The following is a 15,793-nucleotide window of genomic DNA, read 5'->3' on the forward strand; positions in this document are numbered from 1 at the left end:
CTTACCGCCCGTACCATGTCCGGCTGTGCGCTTCGGAATCCTCGGCCCGCTTGCCGTCACCACCGACGACGGCGAGCCGGTGGTCGTGCCCGGCGCCAAGGTGCGGATGCTGCTCGCCGACCTGCTGGCGCACCGCAACACGGTGGTCTCCGCCGACCGGCTGATCGAGGACCTGTGGGGCGACGACGCGCCCGCCAGCCCGGCCGCCGCCCTGCAGGTGCGCGTCTCGCAGCTGCGCAAGGCGCTCAACGACGCCGAGCCGGGCGCCCGCGACCTGGTCGAGTCGCAACCCCCGGGCTACCGGCTGCGGGCCGACGACGTGGACGCCGACCGGTTCGCCGCGCTCGCCGACGCCACCGGCGTGGACCGGCTCGGCGCGGCGCTCGCGCTGTGGCGCGGCCAGGCCTACGCCGACGTGGCCGACCAGGAGTTCGCCCGCGCCGAGACGACCCGGCTGACCGAGCAGCGCCTGGTCGTGCACGAGCGGCTCGCCGAGGCCCGGCTGGCCCGCGGCGAGCACGACCTGGTCGCCGCCGAGCTGGCCGAGCTGGTCGAGCGGCATCCGCTGCGGGAGGGCCTGCGTGGCCTGCACATCCGCGCCCTGTACGCGGCGGGCCGCCAGGCCGAGGCCCTGGAAAGCTACGCCGGGCTGCGCGAGCGGCTCGCCGACGAGCTGGGCCTCGACCCGGGTCCCGAGCTGGCCGCGCTGTACCGGCAGATCCTCGACCAGGACCCGGGCCTCAACGCGCCGCCCAAGGCCGCGATCGTCCGCAACAGCCTGCCCGCCCAGCTGGACGAGCTGATCGGCCGGGCCGAGGCCCTCGCCGAGCTGCGCACGCTGATCCCGGCCGGCCGGCTGCTCACGCTGGTCGGCCCGGGCGGCGTGGGCAAGACCCGCCTGGCCGCGGCGGCCGCGGCCGAGCAGACCCAGCCGGACGGTGTGCATCTCATTGAACTATCCCCATTGCCACCGGCCGACACGCGGATCGCTGAGCAGGTGCTCGGTGTGCTCGGCCTGCATGAGGCGCCGGGCACGACCGGGTCGGCGGCCGACCGGCTGGTGGCGGCGCTGCGGCAGCGGGAGATGCTGCTCGTGCTCGACAACTGCGAGCACGTGATCGGCGCGGCCGCCGCCCTGGTCGCCCGGCTGCTCCGCGACGCGCCGGGGGTGCGGGTGCTGGCCACCAGCCGCGAGCCGCTGCTGCTCGCGGGCGAGCAGATCTGGGAGGTGGGTCCGCTCGCGCTTCCGGCCGATCCGGCCGACGTCGATTCCGTACGGCGTTCCGCGGCGGCCCGGCTCTTCGCGGCGCGCGCGGCCGCCCAGCACCGCGGGTTCCGGCTCGACGAGCAGACCGCGCCCGCGGTGGCGCAGCTCTGCCGCCGGCTCGACGGCCTGCCCCTGGCGTTGGAACTGGCCGCGACCCGGGTGCGCGCCCTCGGCGTCCAGGGCGTGGTGGACCGCCTCGACGACCGCTTCCGGCTGCTCACCACCCGCCAGCGGGACGTGCCCGAGCGGCAGCGCACGCTGACCGCCGTGATCGCGTGGAGCTGGGATCTGCTGGACCCGGAGGATCGCGCGGTGCTGGCCCGGCTCTCGGTGTTCCGCGACGGCTGCACGCCCGAGGCCGCCGAGCAGGTGTGCCACGCCGACTTGGACGCGGTGGACCGCCTCGTGGCGCGGTCGCTGGTGGTGGCCGAGCCGTCGCGCTACCGGCTGCTGGAGTCGGTCGCGGAGTTCGGCGCCGCGCAGCTCACCGACGCCGCGACGCTCCGCGCCCAGCACGCCGCCTACTTCCTCGAGCTGGCCGCCCGCGCCGATCCGGAGCTGCGCGGGCCACGCCAGCGGGAGTGGCTCGCGATCCTCGACGCCGAGCGCGCCAATCTGCAAGCGGCCCTCACCCACGGCGGCGGTTTGCGGCTGGCGCTCGCGCTCGCCTGGTACTGGGTTCTGCGGGGCCGGCTCAGCGAGGCCCGCGCGGCGCTGGCGCTCTCCGGCACGGCCGAAGAAGAGCGCCTTGCGGCGCCCTGGCGACTTGGTCTCGCTCTGCTGCAAGGAGATCGGGTGCCTTCCGACGTACGGGATGTGCTTGCTCTTGATCCTCGCGGCCGGGCGGCCTGGTTCGTGGCGAATGCCGTGCTGGACCGGGGTGACCTGGAGCTTGCCGCCGCGCTGATGCCGGAGGAGTTCGACGACTCGTGGACCGAGGCGGCGGTGCTGGCGTCACGGGCGATGCTCGCCCATGCGGCCGGTGACCAGTCCGCGCTGGAGGCGACCGCGACCCGCAGCGACCAGCTCTTCGCCGAGCTGGGCGACCAATGGGGACGGTTGCGGGCCAGCGACTGGCTGGGCGGGCTGGCCGAGTTCCAAGGGCGGAACGAGCGGGCCGCCGCCGTGCACCGGGAAGGGCTGCGCTGGGCGACCGAGCTTTCGCTGTGGCCCGAGGTCGGCAGCAAGCTGTCCTGGCTGGCGTGGCTGGCCGTGCAGGGCCGCGACTACGAACAGGCGCGGGAGCTGGCGGAACGCGCCTACCGCCTGGCCGTCGAACAGGGCGCGCCCACCGCGGTCGTCTTCGCCGAGATGAGCCTCGGCATCGCCGCCCGCCGATCGGGCCGCCTCGACCAGGCCGTCGTCCACCTGACCCGGCTGGCCGACCAGGGCCGCGTCGAGCCGCAGCCGCCGCCGTACCTGCCGATGATCCTGGTCGAGCTGGGCTACGCGCGCGAGCTCCAGGGCGATCACGCGGCGGCCTGGGCGCTGCATCGGGAGGCTTTCGGCGCCGCCATCGGCTCCACCCGCGACGGCATCGGCGCGGTCGAGGGCATGGCCGCCCTCGCCGAGCCGGCAACGGCGGCCCGCATGTTGGGCGCCGCCGCCACCGCCCGCGACCAGAGCTCGGCCCCCGCCGCCCCGGCCGAGCAGGACGAGCTCGACCGGGTGGCGCGACGGGCCGTTGCCGCTCTCGGCCAGGACCGCTTCGACGACCTCGTGGCCGAGGGCGCCAAGCTGACCCTCGATCAGGCGGTGGCCTTCGGGCGGTAGGTGGCGACGATGACGCCGTTGCTGAAGACCCGCGTGTCGATCAGCTCGAACGTCGCCTTCACATCGCTGAGCGCGCTGCTGAAGCTGGCGTTGCCCTCGATGACCGGGTGGATCCAGAACTTCACCTCGTCGACCAGCCCGGCGTTGATGAGCTGCGCGGTGACCGTGCCGTACCCGTACTGGACGATGTTCTTGCCGTCCCCGGCCTTGAGTTTCGCGACCGCCTCGACCAGGTCCCCCTCCAGCACCTCGGAGTTCTTCCACGAGGGGTCTTTCAGCGTCGTCGACGCCACGTACTTCTTCACGTTGTTGAAGAACGCCGCGCCCGTGTTGGGGTCGTTCTCGTCCATGGCCGGCCAGGCCTGCGAGAACCCGTCGTAGGTGGCCCGCCCCATGAGCAGCGCGTCCGCGCCGGTGGTGAGCTCGGTGGCCACCGCGACCGCTTCCTCCGCGAAGTAGGGCATGGTCCAGACCGGGTTCTCGATGACGCCGTCGAGGGTGAGGTAGGTCGAGTTGATGAGCTTGCGCATCGGAAGTTCTCCCTGGTGAGTTGCGGTGTCTTGCGGACAGGGAGAACCTTGCCGGGAGGCGCTTACGATTTCCTTCAGGTCAACTTTCTGCCCTGGAACGGAGCCCGAATGGCCTTTGTGACGTCGAAAGATGGCACCTCGATCGCCTACCAACGCGCCGGCACTGGTCCGGCAGTCATCCTGGTGGGTGGCGGGCTCGACGACGGTTCGGAGAACGCGGTGCTCGTCCCCGAGCTGGCGCGGCGGTTCACTGTCTTCAACTACGCGCGCCGTGGCCGGGGTGACAGCGGCGACACCGCTCCGTACGCGGTGGAGCGTGAGATCGAGGACATCGACGCGCTGATCAGCGAGGCCGGTGGGCCGGCGCGGCTGTTCGGCGCCTCGTCGTTCTGGCCCGGGCTGGAAGCGCTCGCGCCCACGCTCGCCTACGACGCGGCCTGTCTGGGAGACGGACGGCCACCGGTCGCGCGGCTCGCCTCCATCACGCAGCCGACGCTGGTGGCGACCGGCGGCATCCCGGACCCGCACATGGGAGGCCTGCAGCCCGGATTCTTCGACGCAGCGGCGGACGCGATCGCGGCGGCGCTTCCCCAGGCGGAGCGCCGGATCGTCGAGGGCCAGACCCATGTGGCCGATCCGAAGGTGCTCGCCGGCGTGCTCGACCGATTCTTCACCCGATGACGCCCACTGCGCCCTACCACCGGGCCGCTCAGCCCGTCCAGCCGAGCAGGTTCTCGCCGGCGGTCAGGGCGCCGAACCAGATCAGGACGGCCGCCACCGGCACCAGCAGGACGGCCAGCGGGCGGCGGGAGCGGAGCAGCCAGATGGCCACCGCCAGCAACGCCAGCCAGACGACCAGGAGCAGGGCGATCGCCCAGCCGGGCGCGAGCAGCCCACTCGCGGCGTACAGCACCAGCGTGGCCAGCAACGCGGCGAGGCCGACCCAGCCGAGGACCCACTGCCACAACGGACGTTCCATCGACATTCCCTTTCGTCGCGCCGGTCAGCTGGTGCGGTCGAGCAGCTCGCGCAGCCGCACGGTGTCGGCGGTGGTCCAGCCGGGGGGCGCGGTCAGCGCGGCCCAGCCGTCGACCACGCCCGAGCCGTACACGTGCCCGTGGCCGGGCGGCACGCCGTTCGCGAAGATCTGGTCGACCGCGGTCTGCCAGAACGTCACCAGCGGGTACCAGTGCATGTCCGGGGAGACATCCGGGCCTCGCGGGCCGTCGAGCCACTCCGGGCGTTCGAAGATCAGCTCGGGGCTCCACCAGACGATCGGGTCGGAGGAGTTCTGCAGGTAGACCACGGCCGGCGGGGTGCCGGACCGCCCCCGCAGGTCGGCCGGCCGCTGGGTGAACTCCACGACGCCGGCCGTGAACACCGGGTCCCAGACCGGGCTGCCCGGGTCGCGGACGGCGAGCAGGTCGCGCCGGATCGGGTTGGCGAACGGCGGCCCGACCAGCAGGATCCCGTCGGCGCCGGCGCTCAGGCCGGCCGGATCGCCGAAGGCCCGCTCGGTGCCGAACGAGCCGAGGCTCTCGCCGAACAGCAGTAGCCGCGGCCGGATCGCCGGTGGCCGGGACACCCACTCGGCGTGCACCGCCCGGATCAGCGCGGTCGCCGACTCCGACACCCGGGACTGGTCGACCAGGAACGAGATCCAGCTGGGCAGGTACGAGTACTGCATGGACACCAGGGCGGTGTCGCCGGCGTACATGTACTCCAGCGAGTCGGTGACGTTGCGGTCCACCCAGCCGGTCCCGGTCGGCGTGATCACGCCGATCACGGCCCGGTCGAAGGCGCCGGCGCGGCGCATCTCGCGGACCACGAGCTGGGCGCGCTCCTCGGCCGAGCCGGCCGACTCCAGGCCGGCGTACAGGCGGATCGGCTCGGCCGCGGGCCGCCCGGCGAACGCCGTCAGCTGCGCCACGGTCGGGCCGGTGCCGACGAACTCGCGGCCCTGCCGGCCGAGAGTGCGCCACGGCGCGGCCGACGCGGGGCTGCCCGAGCGCAGCGCCGAGCCGGGCATGTGGATGCCCTCCGACGTGCCACCGTTGGTCAGCGACGCGGTCTGGTCGGCCACCGCGAGCGCGTTGTCGAGCAGGAACCCGTTGATGAAACCGATGGTCAGATAGGCCACCACGGCCAACCCGGCCGCGTACGCCACCGGCCGCGGCACCCAGCGGCGCAGCAGCCGGGCGAGCTTGCGGGTGGCCAGCCGCAGCGCGCGGCCGATCAGCAGCAGCACCACGAACGTCAGCAGGGCGACCCCGACGATCCGGACGATGTCGTACGTCGCCATCCGTTCCATGTCCAGCCGGCCCCGCAGTTCCTGCTGCCACTTCGTGCCCAGGGCCAGCATCAGCAGACCGGCGAGCGGGGCCACGACCAGCAGCACCCACCAGGCGACCCGGGTCGCCCGGGGAAACCTGCGCCGCCAGGCCAGGCGCACCAGCGCGCCGAGGGTCGCCCCCAAGCCGTACCCGATCGCCGCGGTCAGCCCGCTCACGATGCCCTGCAGATACCAGGACCGGGGCAGCAGCGACGGGGTCAGGGAGGCGCAGAAGAACAGCAGCGCGAAGACCGATCCGGCGAGGCCCAGCCGGGCCCGGACGATCCGGCCGGTTCGGTACTCCGGCGTCGTCATGGCGCCTCCGTAGCGAACCCGGGCCGCCCGGCGGCGATCCGGACGAGGGCCGTCAAGTCGCCATGGGTCACCTGCGCGTTGCGCCGGGCCATGCGGATGGTGCCCTTCCGGGGCAGGCGGACCCGGAGGGCGCCGGGCAGCGACGTGAACCGCAGCGGCGGGGTCAGCATCAGCGCCTCACCGTCGAGGCCGACCGGGACCGGGGCGGTGGAGCGCACCTCGAAATCGTCGCGCGACCACTCCAGGACGTCGGCGAACCGGCGCAGCGACATCGCCCCGTGGTCGCCGGCCGCGCCGCGCACCCGGGCGGCCAGGATGCCGAGCCGGCCGGTGTCCATCCGGGGCCGTCCGCCGGCCCGGCCGAGACGGCTCAGCCGGTACGGGTTGTTGGACACGAGCACCAGCGACATGCCGGTGTACGACCGCGTGTCGGGCCCGTGGAACACCAGATCGGAGCATTCCGCGGCCGGCCCGATCAGATCCGGCAGCAGGCGGCCCCACGTCCGCAACTTGGCGCCGCGGTAGGCGCCCGCCCGGATGACCTCGGCGTAGACGCCGAGCGAGGCGTTGTTCACGAACACCCGGCCGTTGACCTCGCCGAGGTCCACAGTGCGCTCGACCCCGTCGGTGAACGCGTCCAGGGCGCGGAGCACGTCGCCGCGGTCCAGGCCCAGGTCGAGGGCGAAATGGTTGCGGGTGCCCGAGGGCACACACGCGTACGCGATGCCGTGGCGCACCGCCGTGGCGGCAACGATGGCCTGCGACCCGTCGCCGCCGGCCATCCCAAGCACGTCGGCGCCCCCGGCCGCGGCCCGATCGGCGAGCCGAGCCAGGTCGTCGCCGGGCGCGAGCGTGATCACGTGGATGCCCCGCCCGGCCGCCTCGGCGGCCAGGTTCAGCCGGACCGCGGTGGCGTTGCCGGACTTCGGGTTGATCAGCAGCACGCCGTTGCGGGCCGGCCCGGCCGCGTGGGCCGGCGCGGCGTTCCAGAACAGCGCGCCCGCTTCCGGGCCCAGCGCGTAGCGGCCGGCCACCGCGAAGACCAGCAGCAGCAGCAACAGCTGCATGAGCAGCACCGACAACCCGAGCAGGACGACGGCCGTGGCCGCCAGGACCGCCACGATCACCGCGGTGACCCGCAGCAGGCCGCGCCTGGTCAGGGCGTACCAGGCCGCCACCGTCACGACCGCGGTGGACAGCACCAGAGCGAGCAGGCTCCCGGGGTGCTGGAACATGATCTCGATGGCCGCGGCGAGCGCGAGGATCGGGGCGGCCAGCGCGACCAGCGCGGCAAGGCGACGGGCCGGCCGCGGGCCGGCTTGCTTGCGCTGAGCGGTCATGGCGAGCCTTTCGCCGTACGAACCTTCCCGACCACGCTGCCACGGCGGCCCGTACGGGGAAAGACGGCTTTTCCGCACGCACCGCACACGCCGATAATGGCGGGGTGCGCCAGGTGCTGTGCCCTGTGCTGGTCGGCCGGGAGGACGAGGTCCAGGTCCTGCTGGACGGGCTGGACCGTGCGGCCGGCGGCCACGGTGGCGCCTTCGTCGTGCTCGGCGAGGCCGGGGTCGGCAAGTCCCGGCTGGTCCGCGAGGTGTCCCGGCTGGCCGGCGACCGCGGGCTCCCGGTACTGACCGGCCGGGCCGTCGCCGGCGGGGCGGCGGTGCCGTTCCGGCCGCTGGCCGAGGCGGTGATGGCCGAGCTGCGCCGATCCGGCCGGCCCGATCTCGAGGAGATGGGGTCGTTCCGGCCCGCGCTCGGCCGGCTGGTTCCTTCATGGCTCCCCCACGAGCCGGTCCCGGGCGCGGAGTCGCCGGTGGTGATCGGGGAAGGGCTGTTGCGCCTGCTCCGCGTCGTGGGCCAGGGCCGCGGCTGTCTGCTCGTCCTCGAGGACCTGCACTGGGCCGACCGCGAGTCGTTGTCGGTCCTGGAGTACCTGGCGGACAACCTGGCCACGGAAGGCGTCGCCTGCGTGGCGACCCTGCGGACCGGCGAGGACGGCACGGGGCGGGATCTGGTCGAGACGCTGCTCGCGCGCCGGGCAGCGCGGGCGGTCGAGCTGGGGCGGCTGGATGACGAGGCGACCCTGCGGCTGGCCCGGGCCTGCCTGTCCACCTCGGCCCTGCCGGCGGCGGTCGAGGAGTTCCTCGGCGCCCGCGCCGACGGCCTGCCCTTCCTGATCGAGGAGCTGCTGGCCGGGCTGGTGGTTGGCGGAACGCTGGTGGAGCGGGACGGGCGCTGGACGACCGGCGGCCCGCTGGACCGGCGGGTGCCGCCGACGTTCGCCGACGCGGTCGCCCGGCGCCTGGCCGCCCTGCCGCCGCACGCCCGCAGCGTGCTGCACGCCGCCGCGCTGCTCGGCCGGAGCTTCGAGTGGTCGCTGCTGCCCGCCGCCACCGGCCTGGACGACGCCGAGGTGGTGAGCGCCCTGCGCCAGGCCGTCGGCGCACAGCTGGTGACCGCCGAGGACGCCGGGTTCCAGTTCCGGCACGCCCTGACCTGCGAGGCGGTGCTCGGCGACCTGGTCGCGCCGGAACGGGCGAGCCTGGCCGCGCGGACTCTGCTGGCCTTGGAACGGGCGCGTCCCGAGCTGGCCGGGGCGTGGTGCGAGCTGGCGGCCGACCTCGCCGAGGTGGCCGGCGACCCCGCTCGGGCGTCGCAGCTGTGGCTGACGGCCGGGCTGCGGGCCGCCGCCGCGGGCGCTCTGGCCTCGGCCGAGGAGATGCTGCGCCGGGCCCGGCGGCTCGCGCCCGGCGAGCCGGAGCTGGCGGTGCGCATCGGCGTCGCGCTCACCGACGTGCTCGCCCAGGCCGGCCAGGTCGACCGGGCCTTCGAGCTGGGCGAACTGCTTCTGGCCCGGCTGGATCCGGTCTCCCGCGACCCCGGCGTCCGGAGCGATCTTCACCTGCGGCTGGCCCGGGCCGGCGTGGCCGCGGGCCGCTGGGAGGTCGCCGAGGAGCATCTCGCGGCGGTCGAGGGCACGACGGCGCTTGTCGAGGCGCTCGCGGCCCAGGTCGCCCTCGGGCAGGGCCGGCTGAGCGAGGCGGATCGGCTGGCCGCGGCCGCCCTCGCCGCGGCCGAGCGCGACGAGCAGCCCGCGGTCGCCTGCGAGGCGCTGGAGGTGGCCGGCCGGGTCGCCCGCCAGCAGGACCTGCGGGCGGCGGAGGCGGCGTTCGCCCGCGAGCTGGCCGTGGCGACCGCCCACGGCCTGACGCTGTGGCGCCTGCGCGCGCTGCACGAGCTCGGCACGGTCGACCAGCAGCGCACCGAAAGCGTCGACCGGCTGCGGCAGGCGCGGGAGCTGGCGGCCGAGGTCGGCGCGCTGGCCCTGGTCGCCACCCTGGACCTGCAGATCGCGGCCGGGCTGATCAAGCAGTTCCGGCCCGTGGACGGCCTGGGACCCGCCCGTGGCAGCGCCGAGATGTCGCGCCGGCTTCGCCTGGCCACGCTGCCGATGGCGCTGATCATGCAAGCCGCCGCGTACGCCCAGCTGGGCCGGGCCGACGACATGGAAGCCGGACTGCGCGAGGCGCTGGCCCTGGCCCCCGACGACCTCGACGTGCAGGGCAGCGCCTTGGGTCATTGCCGGGCCACCGCGTCGTTGCTGGCCGAGGACCGCACGCGGGCGCTGGCCGAGATGACCACCGGCGCCCGGCTGCTGCAACGGTCCCCGGCTACGGTCGCCCCGCCGTTCCTCGGCCTGCGGGTGCTGCTGCTCGCGGTCGCGGGTGACGACACCGCCCAAGCCGAGATCGATCGGGTACGCGATTCCGGCGCGACCCGGCATCGGGTGGTGGCGATTCTGCTCGGCTACGCCGAGGCCGTCCTGCTCGGCCGGGCCGGGCGCCCCGCCGAGGCCGCCGCCGCGTTCGCCGCCGCCGACGCGGAGATGGGCCCGCTGGTGGCCTGGTACCGGCAGTACGCGCGCCGCTCGGCCGCCGAGGCGGCGCTGGCCGACGACTGGGGTGAGCCGGCGCTCTGGCTGCGGGAGGCGGCCGCCTACTTCGCCGCCCGCGGCGACCAGGTCGTCGCGGCCACCTGCCGTGAGCTGCTGCGGCGGGCCGGAATCCCGGTTCCCCGTCCCGGCCGGGACGACCCGGGGGTGCCGGGGCGGCTCCGGGCGCTCGGCGTGACCAGCCGGGAGGCCGAGGTGCTGGCGTTGCTCGCCGAGGGTCTGACCAATCAGGAGGTCGGCGCTCGCCTGCACCTCTCGCCCCGGACGGTCGAGAAGCACGTGGCCGGCCTGCTCGCCAAAACCGGTTGCCGGCGGCGCGCCCAGTTGGCTGGGTATTCGGCCGGGTTGTCTGCGTAGCCGGAGGGCCGCCGGACGGGTGGTCCTCCCGAAGCGGCGCGGGGTGGCCGGCGGCAACGCTCGGGTGTGTCAGCCGACCACCGGAGGAAGATCCCATGAGTACGAGCATCGATGCCGTCCTGTCGACGGCCGTGAGCAGCGGTTCCGTCCCGAACATCGTCGCCCTGGCCGCCGACGACGAAGGCGTGATCTACGAGGGGAGCGCCGGTCCGGTCACCGCCGGCACCGTCTTCCGGATCGCGTCCATGACCAAGGTGGTCTGCACGGTGGCCGCCCTCCAGCAGCGCGAACGCGGCGCCCTGGATTTCGGCGCGCCGGTCGAGGACTACTGCCCCGAGTTCGCCGCCGTGCGGGTGCTGGACGGCTTCGAGAACGGGAAGCCGGTCCTGCGGGCGCCGGCCACCCGGGCCACCGTCAAACAGCTGGTCACGCACACCGCCGGCCTGACGTACGGATTCTGGAACGCCACGATCGACCGCTGGCAGCGGGAAACCGGGATCGGCGACGTCTTCGCCACCCCGCTGGTCGCCGACCCGGGCACCAGGTTCGAGTACGGCATCAGCACTGACTGGCTCGGCAAGGTGGTGGAGGCCGCCGCCGGGCGGCCGCTCGACGGATACCTGACCGACAACGTCTTCGCGCCGCTCGACATGAAGGACACGACGTTTCTCCGCACCGACGACCAGCGGCGACGCAGCGTGCCCGTGCACGACCGGACGCCGGACGGCGGGTGGGTCGCCACCGACATCGACTGGGACCAGCACCCCAGCTACTTCTCCGGGGGTCACGGCCTCTACTGCACACCCCGCGATTTCCTGCGGATCCAGCGCATGCTGCTCGGCGAGGGCTCCCTGGGCGGCGCGTCGATCCTCAGCCCGGCATCGGTACGGGAGGCGTTCACCAACCAGATCGGTGAGCTCGACTTTCCCGCCCTGATCCGCACCGCGGACCCGGTGGCGAGCTGCGACTACGCCGCGGGTCCGGGCCTGAAGTGGGGCTGGGGGCTTCAGCTGACCACCCATGACCAGCCGGGCCGGCGATCCGCCGGAAGTGGCGGCTGGGCCGGCATCTTCAACACCTTCTTCTGGGTCGACCCGGCCGCCCGGATCACCGCGGCGGTCTACACCCAGTCCCGGCCCTTCCTCGACCCGGATGTGCTGCGGACGTACGCTGCCTTCGAGGACGCGCTGTACGCGTCGCGCCGGTGAGGCGAGGCTCATGGACCCCAACGCGTACGAGGACTACCTCGTACCCGTCCTGTTCGCACCCCTGGCCGAGGCACTGCTCGCCGCCGCCGGCCCGGTGCGGGGACTTCGGGTTCTCGACGTGGCGTGCGGCACCGGCATCGTGGCCCGCCGGGCCGCCGCCACCGCCGCCGGCGTCACCGCCCTGGACAAGAGCCCCGCCATGCTCGAGGTGGCGGCGCGCCTGGATCCCCGGGTGCGGTGGGTGCCGGGTGACGCGGCCGAGCTGCCGTTCGCCGACCACAGCTTCGACGTGGCGTTCTGCCAGCAGGGCCTGCAGTTCACCCCGGATCCGGCCGCCGTGGTGCGGGAGCTGCACCGGGTCGTCGCGCCGGGTGGCCGGCTCGCGCTCGCCCTGTGGTGCGACATCTCCCGCGCGCCCGGCTTCGCCGCGCTCGCGACGGTCCTCGACCGGCACGGCGCGCCGGGCGACCTCATGCGAGCGCCGTTCCGGCTGCCCGACGCCGACCGTGTCCACCTGCTGCTGACGGGCGGCGGCTTCACCGCCGTCGACCGCACCACCCGCGTCCTCATGGTCCGATTCCCGTCCGTGCCGGAGTTCTTCGCCCGGCAGGTCGCGGCGTCCCCGCTGGCGGCGGCGCTCGCCCCGCTGGACACCGCGACCCGGCAGGCCATGATCGAAGACCTCGGCGAGGTGCTGGCCGGCCACCTCGACGGCGAAGGGCTGCTGTTCCCGGCCGAGGCCCACCTCTTCACCGCCGTCGCCGGTCCGAGCAGCTGAACGGTCACCTGTCCCGGCGGCACTGGCGGCACTGGCGGCACTGGCGGCACTGGCGGCACTGGCGCACGCAATTATGCATAGAATCCGCATAAGCATAGGCCCCCAGAAGGAGATCGCTTGCCCGCGCCGCCCTCTGCTCGCGACATCCTCGTGCTCGCGCAGATCATCGAGATCGTCCGTGCCGAGACCGCGATGACCCGCCCCGACCTGGAGAGCGTGACCGGCCTCGGCCGTACGGTGATCAACGACCGCATCCGCGAGGGGCTCGAGCTGGGTGTGCTCAAGGAGCTCGAGGCGGCGCCCTCCCCGCAGCAGCGTGGCCGGCCGTCGCGGTCGGTCCGGTTCCGGGCCGAGGCCGGGGTGATCCTGTCGGCCTCGCTGGGCGCCGTCTCGCTGCAGGCCGCGGTGTCCGATCTGGACGGCAACCCGCTGCGCCGCCACGACGGCGACATCGACGTCCAGGACGGGCCCGAGGTGGTGCTGGCCGCCGTCCAGGACGCCTTCGACGCCCTGCTGACCGATCTCGGGAAGCCGGTCTGGGGCGTCACGATCGCGCTGCCCGGGCCGGTCGACGTCGCGGCCGGCGCGGTGGTGGCCGCGCCGATCATGCCGGGCTGGAACGGGTACGACGTGCGGGTGCCCTTCCGGGCGCGCTACGACGCCCCGGTCTGGGTGGAGAACGAGGTCAACGCCATGGCGCTCGGCGAGTGGGAGCGCGGCGCGCCCCGGGAGCGGCGCGACCTGCTCTTCGTCAAGGTGGCCACCGGCATCGGGGCGGGGCTGGTGACCAACGGGCGGCTGCACCGCGGCGACAGCGGCGCGGCCGGCGACATCGGGCACGTGCGGGTCACCGACGACCCGGCCGCGGTCTGCCGGTGCGGCAAGACCGGCTGCCTCGAGGCGGTGGCCAGCGGCTGGGCGATGATGCGCAAGCTCTCCGAGCACGCCCGGTCGGGCGCGAGCCCGCTGCTGGCCCGGCGGCTGGCCGAGCGCGGCCACATCGTCCCGGCCGACATCGGCTACGCGGCCGAGGCCGGCGACGAGCTGGTGCACGCCGCGGCGGCGGACGCGGCCCGGCTCACCGGCCGGACCATCGCCGGCGTGGTGAATTTCGCCAACCCGGGCACGCTGGTGCTCGGCGGCGGCGTGATCCGCTACGGCTCGGTGTTCTTCGAAGAGTTCCGGGCCGCCGTCCTCGCCGGCACGATCGAACTGGCCGCCCGCAACCTGACGATCCGGACGGCCTCGCTCGACTTCCACGAGGGCACGGCCGGCGGCGCGCTGCTCGCCACCGACCGCCTGCTGCGCCCCGAGTCCCTGCGCATCTGGCTCGCCGACGGCTCACCGGCCCCTTCTGCCCAGCGCTTGCAAAGCGCCGCCTAGCGGCGTGGCACCGCCAGCTCGTGCTGCAGGTACCAGCTGTTCAGCATGGCCAGCTCGGCCGGGTTGCCACCGTGGTCGCTCTCCACCACGACCCAGCCGGGATAGCCGGACGCGCGCAACGCCGCCACGAAGCCGGGCACGTCCACGAGCCCGCCCTCGGTGCCCAGCTCGTAGAACCAGCGCTCGATCCGCCGGCCGCCCCCGCCGCGCAGCATGGTCGTCTCGGCGGCCGGCATCCGGTATTCCTGGCCGGTGTCGGTGTACCGGGTGTCCTTGAGGTGCACGTGCGTCACCCGGTCGGCGTGCGACCGGTAGAAGGCCACCGGGTCGATCCCGGCCACGGTGAGTTCGGCGGTGTCCAGCGCCAGGCCGACCAGGGCCGGGTCGGTGAAGGCCAGCAGGCGCTCGAGGTCCGCGAGTGTGTGCACGGCGCCGAGGCAGTCGTAGTGCAGGCTCAATCCCACGCCCGCCGCGGCGGCGACCGCTCCCACCCGGTTCCAGACCTCGCCGATCGCGTGGAAGGCGGCCGGATCCAGCGGCGGCCCCATCCAGGCCGAGCCGACCGGGCGCGCCACCAGCTGCGAACCGCCGGCCGCGGCCAGGAAGTCGATGAACGGCTTGGCCGACTCGACGATGGCCGCGTGGTCGTCGGGGTTGCGGGTGGAGCGGAACGCCCAGCCCTCCTCCTCGACCGGCTGCCCGGGATCCCAGAGGAAGCTGGAGATCCCGTCGACCGCGCACGAGCGCACGAAGTCGAGGAAGGCCGCCGGCGAGCCGTGGTTCAGGGCGATGGTCTCGGGCCGCCCGAGGTTGTCCCAGCGCCCGGTGCCGGCGGCCAGCTCGACGTGGTCGAAGCCGCACGCGGCGACCGTCTGCAGCGCCCGCCGATGGTCCTCGTGCCGCACGAAGACGTCGAGCCGGAAGTTCCACTGGTTGAGGGCGTAGGCCCAGCGCAGATCGTCCTTCATGACAGCGACCCCAGCACGTTGTCGATGTACCACTTGGCCACACAGGTCGCCTCGGCGTAGCTACCGCCGCCGAGCTCGGCCTTGTCGTGCTCGACGGTCAGCCAGCCGTCGTACCCGCTGGCGACGATCTCGCGCATCAGCGCCGGAAAGTCGACCAGCCCGCCGGGCGTCCCCATCTCGTAGAACCAGCGGGACACCTGCGGCGCCTGCAATTCCGGGTCCGGTGGGGTCCGAAATGCCGAAAAAACATCGACGTTATGGGTGTCCTTGAAGTGGAATCCCGTGCAGCGGTCGCGATAGTCGCGGAACATCTGCAGCGGATCGACCCCGGCGATCGTGTGCTGTGCCGTGTCGCAGAAGAAGTACACGTACTCGGGATCGGTGTATTCGAAGAACAGATCAAGCTGCGCACGCGTACGGATGGCGCCCCAGAACTCGAAATGGCAGGTCGTTTTCATGCCGTGCGCGAGCGTCATCCGCCCGACCCGGTTCCAGAGGTCCGCCATGATCTTGATCTTGTCGTCGGTGACGGGTTCGACCTGGAAGTACGTCGTCGACGGCATCACGATGAAGTTCTCCACCGCCAGCCCGTCCACCGCCCGTACGGTCTGCTCGCAGTCCGCGAAGATCCGGTCGTGCGTCTCCGGCACGTGCGGCGCGGTGAAGCGGGTCGCCGACGGATACGCCGAGAAGATGCCGGTGATCTTCTCGAAGCCGTTGTCCCGCAGGAACGACTCGAAGCCCGGCAGCGACCCGTACATCCCGGCCAGCATCGGCAGGTAGAAGAAGAACGTGTCGAAGCCCTTGAAGCCCAGCGCCGACAGCTGCTTGATGTAGCGGTCCATGTAGGCGCGGTTGAACGACGGTGGCTGCGGCCCCTGCGGCGTCTCGGTGACCCAGTGGTCCATGTAGGACCATCTTTCCCAC

12 protein-coding genes are annotated in these 15,793 nt (G+C 73.6%); 6 read left to right on the plus strand and 6 right to left on the minus strand.

From position 1 onward, the window contains the following. Nucleotides 1-25: 25 nt before the first annotated feature. On the plus strand, nucleotides 26-3,040 hold the full coding sequence (locus tag ACQPZX_RS34170) for a BTAD domain-containing putative transcriptional regulator (RefSeq protein ID WP_433364553.1): 3,015 nt from the start codon (nucleotides 26-28) through the stop codon (nucleotides 3,038-3,040). Here ACQPZX_RS34170 and ACQPZX_RS34175 read toward each other — a convergent pair. After that, nucleotides 3,016-3,570: a dihydrofolate reductase family protein gene (locus ACQPZX_RS34175; RefSeq protein WP_433364556.1), complete on the minus strand. Its 555-nt coding sequence runs from the start codon at nucleotides 3,568-3,570 to the stop codon at nucleotides 3,016-3,018. The genes ACQPZX_RS34170 and ACQPZX_RS34175 overlap by 25 nt on opposite strands. Before the next feature lie 48 nt (nucleotides 3,571-3,618). On the opposite strand from ACQPZX_RS34175, the gene ACQPZX_RS34180 reads away from it, so the two are divergent. Next, on the plus strand, nucleotides 3,619-4,251 hold the full coding sequence (locus ACQPZX_RS34180; RefSeq protein ID WP_433364559.1) for an alpha/beta fold hydrolase: 633 nt from the start codon (nucleotides 3,619-3,621) through the stop codon (nucleotides 4,249-4,251). A gap of 28 nt (nucleotides 4,252-4,279) precedes the next feature. Here ACQPZX_RS34180 and ACQPZX_RS34185 read toward each other — a convergent pair whose 3' ends face one another. Genes ACQPZX_RS34185 through ACQPZX_RS34195 form a run of 3 tightly spaced genes read right to left on the minus strand, consistent with a single transcriptional unit; the run spans nucleotide 4,280 to nucleotide 7,557 of the window. Then, nucleotides 4,280-4,549 (minus strand): hypothetical protein, encoded by a 270-nt coding sequence (locus ACQPZX_RS34185; protein ID WP_433364562.1) that lies wholly within the window; start codon nucleotides 4,547-4,549, stop codon nucleotides 4,280-4,282. Nucleotides 4,550-4,573: 24 nt separating this feature from the next. Continuing rightward, nucleotides 4,574-6,217: an alpha/beta hydrolase gene (locus ACQPZX_RS34190; RefSeq protein ID WP_433364565.1), complete on the minus strand. Its 1,644-nt coding sequence runs from the start codon at nucleotides 6,215-6,217 to the stop codon at nucleotides 4,574-4,576. Continuing rightward, nucleotides 6,214-7,557: a diacylglycerol/lipid kinase family protein gene (locus ACQPZX_RS34195; protein ID WP_433364568.1), complete on the minus strand. Its 1,344-nt coding sequence runs from the start codon at nucleotides 7,555-7,557 to the stop codon at nucleotides 6,214-6,216. The genes ACQPZX_RS34190 and ACQPZX_RS34195 overlap by 4 nt, the downstream gene beginning before the upstream one ends. A gap of 104 nt (nucleotides 7,558-7,661) precedes the next feature. Between ACQPZX_RS34195 and ACQPZX_RS34200 the strand changes: the two genes are divergently transcribed. From ACQPZX_RS34200 to ACQPZX_RS34215, 4 genes are all read left to right on the plus strand, one after another. Beyond that, nucleotides 7,662-10,529 (plus strand): ATP-binding protein, encoded by a 2,868-nt coding sequence (locus ACQPZX_RS34200; protein WP_433364571.1) that lies wholly within the window; start codon nucleotides 7,662-7,664, stop codon nucleotides 10,527-10,529. A 95-nt stretch (nucleotides 10,530-10,624) separates the two neighbouring features. Continuing rightward, entirely contained in the window at nucleotides 10,625-11,737 is a 1,113-nt protein-coding gene (locus tag ACQPZX_RS34205; protein WP_433364574.1) for a serine hydrolase domain-containing protein, read from the plus strand. A gap of 10 nt (nucleotides 11,738-11,747) precedes the next feature. Beyond that, a complete protein-coding gene (locus ACQPZX_RS34210; RefSeq protein ID WP_433364577.1) occupies nucleotides 11,748-12,515 on the plus strand; it encodes a class I SAM-dependent methyltransferase in 768 nt (255 codons plus the stop codon). A 117-nt stretch (nucleotides 12,516-12,632) separates the two neighbouring features. Then, nucleotides 12,633-13,898, plus strand: a complete 1,266-nt coding sequence (locus ACQPZX_RS34215) for an ROK family protein (RefSeq protein WP_433364580.1) — start codon at nucleotides 12,633-12,635, stop codon at nucleotides 13,896-13,898. Here ACQPZX_RS34215 and ACQPZX_RS34220 read toward each other — a convergent pair. Both ACQPZX_RS34220 and ACQPZX_RS34225 read right to left on the minus strand, forming a co-directional pair. Continuing rightward, nucleotides 13,895-14,866, minus strand: a complete 972-nt coding sequence (locus ACQPZX_RS34220) for a sugar phosphate isomerase/epimerase family protein (protein WP_433364583.1) — start codon at nucleotides 14,864-14,866, stop codon at nucleotides 13,895-13,897. The two genes, ACQPZX_RS34215 and ACQPZX_RS34220, sit on opposite strands and share 4 nt — an antisense overlap. Continuing rightward, nucleotides 14,863-15,774: a sugar phosphate isomerase/epimerase family protein gene (locus ACQPZX_RS34225; protein WP_433364586.1), complete on the minus strand. Its 912-nt coding sequence runs from the start codon at nucleotides 15,772-15,774 to the stop codon at nucleotides 14,863-14,865. The genes ACQPZX_RS34220 and ACQPZX_RS34225 overlap by 4 nt, the downstream gene beginning before the upstream one ends. Nucleotides 15,775-15,793: the final 19 nt, after the last annotated feature.

The organism is Actinoplanes sp. CA-142083 (genome assembly GCF_050942195.1).
Classification (GTDB): Bacteria; Actinomycetota; Actinomycetes; order Mycobacteriales; family Micromonosporaceae; genus Actinoplanes.

Coding starts and splice junctions, on each gene's coding strand:
- ACQPZX_RS34205 (WP_433364574.1), top strand. CDS start 10,625: ATGAGTACGAGCATCGATGCCGTCCTGTCGACGGCCGTGAGCAGCGGT.
- ACQPZX_RS34185 (WP_433364562.1), bottom strand. CDS start 4,549: ATGGAACGTCCGTTGTGGCAGTGGGTCCTCGGCTGGGTCGGCCTCGCC.
- ACQPZX_RS34220 (WP_433364583.1), bottom strand. CDS start 14,866: ATGAAGGACGATCTGCGCTGGGCCTACGCCCTCAACCAGTGGAACTTC.
- ACQPZX_RS34210 (WP_433364577.1), top strand. CDS start 11,748: ATGGACCCCAACGCGTACGAGGACTACCTCGTACCCGTCCTGTTCGCA.
- ACQPZX_RS34225 (WP_433364586.1), bottom strand. CDS start 15,774: ATGGACCACTGGGTCACCGAGACGCCGCAGGGGCCGCAGCCACCGTCG.
- ACQPZX_RS34175 (WP_433364556.1), bottom strand. CDS start 3,570: ATGCGCAAGCTCATCAACTCGACCTACCTCACCCTCGACGGCGTCATC.
- ACQPZX_RS34190 (WP_433364565.1), bottom strand. CDS start 6,217: ATGACGACGCCGGAGTACCGAACCGGCCGGATCGTCCGGGCCCGGCTG.
- ACQPZX_RS34195 (WP_433364568.1), bottom strand. CDS start 7,557: ATGACCGCTCAGCGCAAGCAAGCCGGCCCGCGGCCGGCCCGTCGCCTT.